Raw genomic sequence first — 12,090 nt, forward strand, 5'->3', positions numbered from 1 at the left:
TGCAGTGATTGTTGGTCGGAGGGTTTGAGAGTATTAGAGTGAAAGAGTTATTATAAAACTCTTTTCTGAATTCTTTCAATTTTAAATATTTCAATCTTTTAATCGATTCTAATGTACAAGTTATAGTCTGTTCCGGAAGGTTTCAGATGGTAAATTTTTTCTAAAATTTTATTGTTGCTATTCAGATGATCTTTCACTCTGAATTCCTTTAAAAGCTTATAGTGGGTTTTATAATACAAAGAATTCGCATTGTCTCCTTCGTATAAATTCTGATAAGAAAGAAGATATTTTGGTTTTCTTGTTTTTACGGTATTGATCCAGTAATTAACCTTATCTTTTTTAATTTCCTCCTGAATCTGTTTATCAACCAGTCCAACCTCATCAATTGTTTTTAATCCTGAAAAATAAGGTACATAACCCGCTGGTTCCAATAGAATCCACTGGTTTTTATCTTTTTCATATTGATTTAAAAATGTACCAATTGTTCTGCGGTAATTCCATTCTCCATTTCCTGTTGCAATGGAGTGAACAGTCTGGAAAACAAACATTGGGAAAATGTAGAATATAATCAATAATGACAGCCAAAGATTTCTTCTCTCTTTTTGTTCCAACACAAAAATCAGGACCGGAACGAAAAGCAAAATCTGCGGCACCCAATAGTACCAGTCGAACAAACTTTTCTGAGAAATGAATATGATTTGTTTTGCCCATCCGAAAAGAAAAATCATCCACAAAAAGTAGTTTCTTTTCTCTCGCTGTCTGATCAGATAAATAAAGCAAAGCAATTCAAAAATCAATATTACAATAGTCAGAGGATTGAAATCTCCCGGAACTTTCAGCATTCCCCAAAAGTTTCCAAAGCTTTTAAAAAAATATCCGATATGCTGCTGGATCGTAAAGTTTTCACTGTAAAGCAATTTTTTTGCGGTAATGGTATTGTTTACCAGTTCCCCAAAGTAAAACCAGTTGAAAGCTACTGTAGATAAAACTCCAAAAGCTCCTCCGAAGATATAATTCCATCTTATTTTTCTGTTCCAGAATAGATCTACAAGGAATACAATTCCGAGGAATATGACGGTATCAATTCTGGTAAACATGATTAAAACGGGAAGAAATGTCAGAACCCATTTTTTTCCTTTATTAAATCCATAGTACAGCAATGCCATCTCCAGAAAAAACAGGATTCCGTATTCCATCCCAAGGATTGAAATTTTAATTGATGGAGGCAAAATACCGATCAGAAATATAAAAACCGCTTTATGCCATGGGTTTTTAAGAACCAGATGAGACAGCCATAAAGTTCCTATGGTAAACAGTAGGGAGTTAAAAATCAAAAGAGGTTCAATAAAGTTTTCTTTTCCAAAAACCAGATTGAAAATATAGGAGACAAAAACATACAGATGTGTTGTAGATGCAGAAATTTTAGTATCGCCGTTGAAGCCTATTACCCCATAATCCAATAGGTTCTGGGCAACTCTCCAGGTAATAAATGCATCTTCCTGAATGTAGTGCGTTAATAAAAACAGAAGCTTAAAAAGAACCGTAGCAATGACGGCATAGATTGGGAATTTGCTATTTTGTGTTTCGGACATTATGTATTTTTACTTTCACAAATATAACCTTAAAATTCAGGATTCCCAATAATAAAAAAACGGAACCGAAGTTCCGTTTTAAAGTATTTTATTTTGTTGCTTTGATAATCGCGGTTGTAATCTGATTTTCTTTTTCTTTTGAATACGTGGAATCATAAGGTTCCATGACATCAAATAAGTACTGATAGAATGGCGTAATCTGCTGTACATTTTCAGACTCTTTCATCGCTTTATCTCTACCCATCTCCTGAAGATCTTTGATAAATACATTGAACTTCTTGTCTATTGGCTCGATGGATTTTACCAGATATGCATATGCTTTTTCTTTCTGTCCTATCTTTGTATAAGCATCTGTTACTGCAGAAACCACAAGAGAATATTCCATAGGTTTTGTTCTCATTTGTCTTCTCAGATAACTTTGATCCGCTTTGGAAAGACTTAAATAATAATCATATTCTTCAAAGATTCCTTTTTTAAGAACTTCAGCAATCTGAAGACCTTTCTGCTCCTGTCCTGCAATGATGTATCCTGAAACAATTGAACTTAAAGAACGGGGATCGTTATATTTCTCCGCAGGAATTTCTTTCGCTGCAAGATCCAGAATTTCCAATGCTTTCGCTTTCTGTCCGCTTAGTGCAAGGGCTGCCGCCGCTCTGCTTGCTGACATTCTGTAGCTGATGATATTGGAAGTAGCCGTTTCATCAAAGTGAGCATTTAAATTCTTAAAGTTCCCCCATCTGAAGTTTTTCACTACGTTATAAAGAGAATTAGCATCTACTCTTCCCATATCTCCATCAGCTGTCGGAGGCGTTTGGATAGGGATTAATCTGTAACTGAATCCGTCAAACTGAAGGTAATCGTTCAGATAGAAAATGTTCTCACTGTCATAAATACCTCCTGATGAGAAGTTGATCGGACGCTTCCAGTCGAAATTCGCTAAAAGATCCATTAAAATCAGGTTATTCTTATACAATGTATTTCCTTTGTAAGTAATCATGATCTGATCGGCTACATTCGGAAGATCTTCTTTGTTGATAATTCCTGCTTTTAAAGCATTTTCTTTGTTGACAGGAAGGATGAATTTGTTTACCGGAAGGATATTGTATTTTTCAAATTTCTCTTCTCCGAAGTACATTTTCAATAATTCATCTTTTTCAGGAGATTTGAATTTAATGAATTCAATCGCCTGTTTCAATGTTAAAGAATCCTGAGTAAGATATTTTCTGAACGACTGGAATTCTGTTTCCGGAGCTCCCTGTTCTTTCAACATAGAGAAAACACCTTCCCAATCTTCCTTCTTCATCATATAAATCTGATCATTTACACCATCTCTATAATCTTCGTGTGTCAACTGGCTTGGGATTCCCATTGCGTTGTAAGTTCTTCTTTTTACCTGGTCAAGATTCCATGGAGTTGAAGCAAGGGTAAAGTTCACCACCTTTACATCATCTCTGAACTGTTCTGTCTCCTGAATAGCCCAAACCGGGTATGTATCGTTATCCCCGTAAACGAAAAGGATATCGTTTTTCGGTAATGATTTTAAAACTGAATACGCATAATCATATGCAGTATATCTGTTGCTTCTGTCATGAACATTATAGTTCTGGAAGCCCATCATGAAAGGAACTCCTAATAAAACCACTCCCAATGCAATGTTCGCTCCGTTTGATTTTATTTTAGATTGTAAGAACCATAGGATGGCTCCTGCACCCAATCCGATCCAGATCGCAAACGCGTAGAATGAGCCTACCATTGCATAATCCCTTTCTCTCGGCTCAAAAGGTTTTACCCCTGTATAGAAAACAATACCTACACTTGTTAAAATGAATAAAGATAACAATGCATAGAATCTTCCAAAGTCTCTGTTCAATTGGAAAAAGAATCCGATCAAACCTAAAATTAATGGAAGGAAGAAGAATTTTACTGTACTTTCATTCTTAAATTTAGCAGGCATTTTATCCTGATTTCCTACCACAGCATTATCAACGAAAGGAATTCCGGAAATCCAGTTTCCTTTTGTGCTCTCCATATTTCCTTCAAGATCATTCTGTCTTCCCACGAAGTTCCACATCAGGTATCTTACGAAGTAATATCCGTTCTGGAAAGTGATAAAGTAATCCATATTCTGAAGGAATGAAGGCTTCTGAACATTGATCAGGTTATAAGGTTTCACTTTCAGATAATCTGAAGCGGTAATTGATTTGTCTTCATATTTTGCTCTCAGTTCATCAAAGATCTGCTTAGCCTGAGGATTATCTGCCACATCTTCGTTACCGTAGTTGAATGTAAAATCAGGAGCACCATACATAGAAATATAGTTGGCCATTACATCCTTATCTTCATTAAACATTCTTGGCATTAAGCTCACCTGAGACTTGTTGAATACATAATTGAAACGGTCTCCGGTTTTTCTGTACGTTCCGGTTTTTTCGTCTTTTTCGTAGATTTCCCCGGTTTTTTGTGTTTTAAAGCTTCCGTCTTCGTTTTTCTCGATTCCGTTAGCATCCAGAAATGCCGTATAATTTTGCCCGTAAATCGTAGGCCAGTCCCCATACTGCTCTCTGTTATAATAATCCAGCATACCAATTGCTGTATCCGGATCATTAAGGTTCATCGGTGGATTAGCATTGGCTCTGATAGGAATAACCATCCAGCAAGAGAAACCAATCATCATGAAAACTACAGATAATGCAGCTGTCTGGTAGATGTTTCTTTTTGCTTTTCTTGCATATTTGATTAAGAAATAGCAAATTGCTACCATTAAAACAAATGCTGCAATAGTTCCTGAGTGGAAAGGAAGTCCAAGACCGTTCACGAAGAAAATCTCAAGTCTTCCGAACATGGTCATAATTAAAGGGAAGATAATTTTGAAAACGATAATCAAAATTCCCAGTGTGATAAGGTTTGCCCAGATAAAGTTTTTCCAGGTAAACTTGTAATTTCTAGCATAATATACCAGACATACTGCAGGAATTGCCAGCATACACATCATATGCACTCCTACAGAAAGTCCTAAAATAAAGAAAATAAGAATAATCCATCTTTCACTGTCTCCCGCCTGATACTCATTCTCCCATTTGGTGATTAACCAGACCAAGAGCGCAATAAACATAGAAGCCATAGAATAAACCTCTCCCTCTACTGCTGAGAACCAGAATGTGTCTGAGAAAGTAAAGCAAAGTGCTCCAACTGCTCCGGCAAATAAAATAGAGATTTCCTGATGTTTTGTAATTTCTTCAAAATCTTTGTTCAAAAGTCTTCTCACAAAGTGTGTGATCGTCCAGAACAAAAATAAAATAGTCAGCGCACTGAACAATGCAGACATCGCGTTGATCACGATAGAATAATTTTCGCCTTTCCCTAATGCAAAAATGGCTGCCACGGCACCCACAATCTGGAATAAAGCAGCTCCGGGAGCGTGCGTTACTTCAAGTTTTACTGCAGAAGAAATGTACTCGCCACAATCCCAAAAACTGAAATTGGGTTCTATGGTGGACAAGTACGTGAAGAAAGCAATAACGAAAATCACCCATCCTGAAACGGTGTTCCATTGCCTAAAAGTCCAATTTTTCATAGTATTAAATCAATTATGCGAAAATAAGGCTTTTATCTTATTTTATGCGGGTTTTAACAAAATTTAAAAATTTTGGCGTAGTATTTGCGATTACACTCGTGTCAAAACTGTAAATACGAAAATAACTTTTTACAAAACTATGCCCTAGAAATCAAACAAAAGTTTAGTAATTATTTATTTTTTTGTATTTTTGCAGTCAGATTTTTATTGAAAATAACAAATAATGAGTAATGTTTACGATAATATTCTTGGCCTGATAGGACACACTCCGATGGTGAAGCTAAATACTGTGACAAAAGATATTCCAGCAACCGTTTATGCCAAGTTAGAATCATATAATCCTGGACATTCCACCAAAGACCGAATCGCACTTCATATTATAGAGAACGCAGAGAAAAAAGGCCTTTTAAAGGAAGATTCTGTAGTTGTAGAAACTACTTCCGGTAATACCGGGTTTTCTATTGCGATGGTATGTATCATTAAGGGATATAAATGTATTCTTGCAGTAAGTGATAAAACAAAACCTGAAAAAATTGCTTATCTGAAAGCATTGGGAGCCACGGTGTATATATGCCCGGCCAATGTACCAGCAGATGATCCCAGATCATATTATGAAGTAGCTAAAAGAATCGCTCAGGAAACTCCAAATTCTATTTACATCAATCAATATTTTAATGAACTGAATATTGATGCGCACTATCAGACAACAGGTCCTGAGATCTGGGAACAGACACAAGGTAAGATCACTCACCTTTTTGCCTGCACCGGAACTGGTGGTACGTTATCAGGTTCTGCCAAGTATTTGAAGGAAAAGAATCCGGATATCAAGATTATTGGTGTAGATGCAGATGGTTCTATCCTTAAAAGCTATCACGAGACAGGAGAAATACACAAAGAAGATGTACATCCTTATCAGATCGAAGGAATGGGTAAAAACCTGATCCCTGCCGCCCTGCTTTTCGACAAGGTGGATGAGTTTGTAAGGGTAAATGATGAAATGTCCGCGTACAGAACCCGCGAAATTGCTTTGAAAGAAGCTATCATGGGAGGTTATACTACCGGAGCTGTAACACAGGGATTGATGCAGTATGCCCAATCTCATGAGCTTACAGAAAATGACGTAGTTGTTTTAATTTATCCTGACCACGGCTCCAGATACATCACTAAAGTATATAGTGATAAGTGGATGGCTGAACAGGGATTTGTCAACAACTGTGTTCACAACTATGACGAAGTTTTCAAAACGGAGTTTATAAAATAAGAACGAATAAAATCACGATACAAATAAATAAAGCCTTTTGCGTGTTCAGACAAAAAAGGCTTTGTTACTTAAAAATTACGATACAATGTTGGATATTTTTGAAAGAATAAAAGAAAATCCAGGACCACTTGGACAATTTGCAGATTATGGTGAAGGCTATTTTATTTTCCCGAGATTAGAGGGACCTATCGGCCCTAGAATGCAGTTTCAGGGGAGAGAAGTAATTTTCTGGAGTGCCAATGACTATTTAGGATTGTGTAATCATCCTGAGGTAATAGAAGCGGATGCAAAAGCGGCTGCAGAATATGGAATGTTCTACCCAATGGGAGCAAGAGCGATGTCTGGAGAAACAGATCAGCACCTTCAGTTGGAAAGAGAATTGGCAGACTTCGTAAAAAAAGAATCAGCATATCTATTGAATTTCGGTTACCAGGGAATGGTTTCTACCATTGATGCTTTGGTGAGCAGAAATGATGTAATTGTTTATGATATGGATTCTCATGCCTGCATCGTGGATGGAGTAAGACTTCATTCCGGTAAAAGATTTACCTACAAGCATAATGATATGGCAAGTCTGGAGAAAAACCTTCAGAGAGCAACCAAGGTAGCTGAAGAAACAGGAGGAGGTATCCTTGTAATTACTGAAGGGGTTTTCGGTATGAGAGGACAGCAGGGAAAAATCAAAGAGATCTGCGATCTTAAATCTAAATATCAGTTCAGACTTTTAGTGGATGATGCTCATGGTTTCGGAACGCTTGGTAAAACAGGAGCCGGTGTAGGTGAAGAGCAGGACTGTAATGATCAGATTGATGTATACTTCTCTACTTTTGCTAAATCTATGGCAGGTTTCGGAGCATTCCTTGCGGGAGACAAAGAAATCATCAGATATCTGAAATTCAACCTGAGATCACAAATCTTTGCAAAATCTCTTACGATGCCAATGGTAATCGGAGGATTAAAAAGACTGGAGCTATTGAGATCAAGACCGGAAATCAAAGCTAAACTTTGGGAGAATGTTTACAAACTACAGAACGGACTTAAAGAAAGAGGATTCAACATTGGAGACACCAATACTTGTGTAACTCCGGTAATGATGCAGGGAACTCCTGTAGAAGCTACTCTATTGGTAAAAGATTTAAGAGAGAATTACGGTATCTTTACCTCTGTGGTGGTATATCCGGTCATTCCGAAGGGAATGATTCTTTTAAGGCTTATTCCTACCGCTTCTCATACAGATGCAGAGATCAATGAAACTCTGGCAGCATTTGAAGCAATTCATGATAAATTAGTAGGTGGCTACTACAAAGAGCAGGAACAAAAATTACTGCAGGAACAAGGATTAAGTTTTAAAGCGATTTAATATCCTAAAAATAAAAGAAAGCCACTGATTGATTCAGTGGCTTTCTTGTTTAATAACTATAAAGCACATGAAACTTAGAGGTTACACACTGGGAATTTTATCAGCCGTTTCATATGGTCTGATTCCTATTTTTATTCTGCCAGTGAAGCAGGCACACTTTTCAATGGATATCACCCTGTTTTACAGATTTTTCTTTTCGGCTTTAATGGTGGGAGGATATCTGCTGTATTCACGGGAAAGTTTTAAAATCAATAAAAAGGAAACCTTAATTCTGGCCATCCTTGGAATCTGCTATGCCCTTTCTTCAGAATTTTTGTTTTTAGGGTATGATTTCCTTACCCCAGGAATTGCTTCAACCGTTTTATTTATTTACCCGATTATTGTAGCATTGATCATGCTTTTCTTTTACAAGGAAAAGCTTACCAAATTATCCGGAGCTTCTTTACTGCTTGCATTTGCGGGAGTCATTGTTTTATGTTTAAAAGGAAACGGACTGGAAATCAATTTTGCAGGGTTGGGAATTGTTATGCTCAGTTCACTTTTCTATGCTTTATATATGGTTATTGTCAACAAATCGAATATCAAAGTTTCCGGATTCAAGCTTACGTTTTATTCCATGTTTTTCACCTCAATGTTCTTTATGACCAAAGCTTTGATGGCGAATGAATCATTTGTGATTCCTTCCCCAGAGATCTTCATTAACTTCCTGGTTTTTGCATTTCTCACTACCGTTATTTCCAGTTTATGCCTTGTATTTGCCATCAAATATATCGGATCTACACCTGTTGCTATTTTAGGAGCATTGGAACCTGTAGTTGCTGTATTGATCAGTGTTTTGATGTTTCATGAAAAATTCACTCCAAATCTGCTTATTGGGATTACTTTAATTCTTTTTGGAGTTACCCTGAATGTAATCGGCGATCAAAGGAAAATAGGTCATGCCTAGAACAGATTATTTGGGAAAGAATACCATATTTCGAACTTAAAAAATCATCCATAAAAAAATATTTGAAAAAATAAATAGATCACTTTCTGGCATAACAAAATTTCTGATTATATTGCATCTGTCTATTAACAGGTGTTTCCCCCACTGAACAGACCCATGTATATACTTTTAAAAACCGATGAAAGAATTGCAAAAACTGACCAAAGATCAATTATACAAGCAGCTCAAAGAAAAATCAGAAAATCTATATAGCATTGCTCATGAAGCCCTGGAAAACAATTTTTTCAATGAAAGCTATGTAGACGAGGAAAGTCTTGCTGAATTTCTCGAAATGCTGGATGATGAAACAGCAGAAAAAATAAAAGAAGCCTCTCTCCACATCAATAATGAAGATGATGGTCCTGAGATTGTACTTATACAAAATGAAAATGACAATTCCCTTGAACTGATTACCGAAGAAGGGGAAGGATATAAAATCATTCTCATAGAAGGCGATCTTCATTTATCTAAAAAACTGTTTGTTGAAGATTATATTGTTCTTATTGTTACCGGTAATATACAGGCAGAAAATATCATCATCAATGGCTCATTGTACTGCTCTGGAAATGTTACCTCAAAAGTATTATTTGGTGCTTCGGGGAATGATAATGAAACCTATATCGGAGGAAGCATTATGACATCCCTCATTGCAGAAAACGGGCATTATACTGTTGCTGAAGGAAATATTTATTCTCGATACCTGATCAGTTTTCATAATGAAATAACAGGAAAAACCGGAAAGTTTATTGAGAATATCAGCCTTGAGAAACCCAGTGAAATAGAATTATTAAATCCGGCAATTCTAGATCATGATGGATATTTTGATGAGAATACTTTCCTAAGCTTTATTGAGAATAATGCTACCGATGCTTTGTTTAGCAGACCCGCTAATTTATTCTAAAATAATTAGTTATTTCTATAGATTGAAAATGAAAAGAATTGGGATGGATTCAGATTTTAATAAATGCAATATCTCTGCGACTTTTTCTCACTGTTTATAATCAGGGGAAAAAATTTTTTTCTAAAAAAACTTTAGAATAACTTTGCAAAAAATTTCTGTTGAAAGACCTGCTTCTTATTACTCCGCCTTTTACCCAGCTTAATACTCCTTATCCTGCAACGGCTTATATTAAAGGATTTTTAAATACCAAAAATATTTCCAGTTACCAGGTAGATTTGGGGATCGATGTTATTTTGGAGTTGTTTTCAAAGGATGGAATCCGGAAGGTTTTCAATAAAGAAATTGATCTTCAGAACACCTCTGAAAATTCCCAGAGAATTTATGCCTTAAGAGAGGAATATTTAAAAACAATAGATCAGGTTATTCCTTTTTTACAGGGAAAAACACCTACACTGGCCAGGCAGATCTGCAGTATGAACTTTCTTCCCGAAGCTTCCCGTTTCAATCAGCTGGATGATATGGAGTTTGCTTTTGGAAATATGGGTCTTCAGGATAAAGCCAAGCATCTGGCAACTTTGTATCTGGAAGATATTTCCGATTATATTGTAGAAAATATAGACGCTGATTTTGGTTTTAGCAGATATGCAGAACGCCTTGGAAAAAGTGCCAATTCTTTTGATGAACTCTATTCAAAACTATCTGGTGAACCCACATTTATTGATGAATTTACGTTAAAAATTCTTCAGGAAAAAATTGAAACTGTTCAGCCAAAGCTTGTTTGTTTTTCCATTCCGTTTCCTGGTAACCTGTATTCAGGATTCAAATGTGCCCAATGGATCAAAAAGCATTATCCTCACATTAAAATTGCTATGGGAGGAGGATTTCCCAACACAGAATTAAGAGAAGTCAAAGATCAGAGGGTCTTCGAATTTTTTGACTTTATTACTTTAGATGATGGTGAACTTCCGCTGGAACTTCTTCACCAAAATTTAGAAATTGCTACATACGAAGGTGAGTTTAAAAGAACCTTTCTTCTCGAAAAGAATGAAGTCGTCTACAAAAATAATTCTAAAAGACATGACTTCAAACAGTCTGAAATAGGAACTCCCGATTATACAGATCTAAAACTGGATCAGTATATTTCCGTTATTGAAATTGCCAATCCAATGCACAGCTTATGGAGCGACGGACGCTGGAACAAACTTACAATGGCGCACGGATGCTATTGGGGAAAATGTACATTCTGCGATATTTCTTTAGATTATATTAAAATCTACGAGCCTATTTCTGCTAAAATTCTCGTAGACCGAATTGAAGAACTGATCAAAACAACGGGCGAAACAGGGTTTCATTTTGTAGATGAAGCTGCTCCACCTGCCCTTATGAGAGAGGTTGCCCTGGAAATTCTCAGAAGAAATCTTGTAGTGACCTGGTGGACCAATATCCGTTTTGAAAAAAGCTTTACCCGCGATTTATGTTACCTTCTGAAGCTTTCGGGATGTGTGGCTGTTTCCGGTGGTCTTGAAGTGGCCAGCGACCGATTGCTGAAATTAATTGATAAAGGAGTTTCTGTGGAACAGGTTGCCAATGTAACCAGAAATTTTACAGAAGCAGGAATTATGGTGCATGCCTATCTCATGTATGGCTACCCTACCCAAACCGTCCAGGAAACTATTGATTCTCTGGAAATGATCAGACAGATGTTTGAGATGGGAATTCTTCAAAGTGGGTTCTGGCATCAGTTTGCCATGACAGCTCATTCCCCTGTAGGAATAAGTCCGGAAGATTTTGGAGTCATTCCGGTAAAACAGGAAATTTTGTTTGCCAATAATGATATTGATTTTAAAGATAAAACCGGAATTGATCATAATAAGTTCAGCTTCGGGTTAAAAAAATCTTTGTTCAATTATATGCATGGAGTAAATTTTGAACTGCCGCTTCAGGAGTGGTTTGATTTTAAAATTCCAAGAACAACAATTCATCCGGATTATATTCACGACTGTCTTTTGGAAGATGGACAATTTAGTCTGAAAGGAAATTCCAAAGTTATCTTTCTGACGAAAAATGTAATCGCTGAGAATCGCGTAAAAAATAAAAAGAAATATTCTGGTACGTATACGCTTCTTACATTCCACTTAAAAACCAATATTGTAAAGGTTGAGCTGGAAGAGGAAAAGGCAGAATGGCTGATGAGTGTACTGCAAGATAATTCAATTGAAAATTATAAAAAACCTACTGTTCAGCAACTTAAGAATCAATTTGAAGAAAATTTCGAAGATTTTGAATTATTCTGGTTCTCAAAACCGATGCAGCAATTGAAGGAAAATGGCGTGATTTTAAGTTTATAAAAATTTCCACTTTTTTCTCAGGAATTTTTAAAATTGCTGAATTTTCTGTGAATTCTTATTTGTCTGGAT

General features: G+C 36.3%; 7 protein-coding genes. 5 read left to right on the forward strand and 2 right to left on the reverse strand.

Features of this window, described 5'->3' with window-relative positions; translation table 11 throughout:
* Nucleotides 1-98 precede the first annotated feature (98 nt).
* The gene (locus FB551_RS07420; protein WP_142016452.1) at nucleotides 99-1,592 is read right to left on the reverse strand and encodes a hypothetical protein; all 1,494 of its coding nucleotides are present in this window, start codon (nucleotides 1,590-1,592) and stop codon (nucleotides 99-101) included.
* A gap of 88 nt (nucleotides 1,593-1,680) precedes the next feature.
* Nucleotides 1,681-5,166: a glycosyltransferase family 117 protein gene (locus FB551_RS07425; RefSeq protein WP_142016455.1), complete on the reverse strand. Its 3,486-nt coding sequence runs from the start codon at nucleotides 5,164-5,166 to the stop codon at nucleotides 1,681-1,683.
* 223 nt (nucleotides 5,167-5,389) lie between these two features.
* On the opposite strand from FB551_RS07425, the gene FB551_RS07430 reads away from it, so the two are divergent.
* The 5 genes from FB551_RS07430 (at nucleotide 5,390) to FB551_RS07450 (ending at nucleotide 12,021) form a co-directional block, all read left to right on the forward strand.
* Nucleotides 5,390-6,427, forward strand: a complete 1,038-nt coding sequence (locus FB551_RS07430; protein WP_142016458.1) for a PLP-dependent cysteine synthase family protein — start codon at nucleotides 5,390-5,392, stop codon at nucleotides 6,425-6,427.
* An 88-nt stretch (nucleotides 6,428-6,515) separates the two neighbouring features.
* The gene (locus tag FB551_RS07435; protein WP_185097549.1) at nucleotides 6,516-7,787 is read left to right on the forward strand and encodes an aminotransferase class I/II-fold pyridoxal phosphate-dependent enzyme; all 1,272 of its coding nucleotides are present in this window, start codon (nucleotides 6,516-6,518) and stop codon (nucleotides 7,785-7,787) included.
* 67 nt (nucleotides 7,788-7,854) lie between these two features.
* Nucleotides 7,855-8,733 carry a DMT family transporter gene (locus FB551_RS07440; protein ID WP_142016461.1) on the forward strand — a complete coding sequence of 293 codons (879 nt, stop codon included), beginning with the start codon at nucleotides 7,855-7,857 and terminating at the stop codon, nucleotides 8,731-8,733.
* Between the two features lie 178 nt (nucleotides 8,734-8,911).
* A complete protein-coding gene (locus FB551_RS07445; RefSeq protein ID WP_047429981.1) occupies nucleotides 8,912-9,673 on the forward strand; it encodes a hypothetical protein in 762 nt (253 codons plus the stop codon).
* 158 nt (nucleotides 9,674-9,831) lie between these two features.
* Entirely contained in the window at nucleotides 9,832-12,021 is a 2,190-nt protein-coding gene (locus tag FB551_RS07450) for a B12-binding domain-containing radical SAM protein (RefSeq protein WP_142016463.1), read from the forward strand.
* Nucleotides 12,022-12,090 lie beyond the last annotated feature (69 nt).

Source organism: Chryseobacterium aquifrigidense (assembly GCF_006716485.1).
Taxonomy (GTDB): Bacteria; Bacteroidota; Bacteroidia; order Flavobacteriales; family Weeksellaceae; genus Chryseobacterium; species Chryseobacterium vietnamense.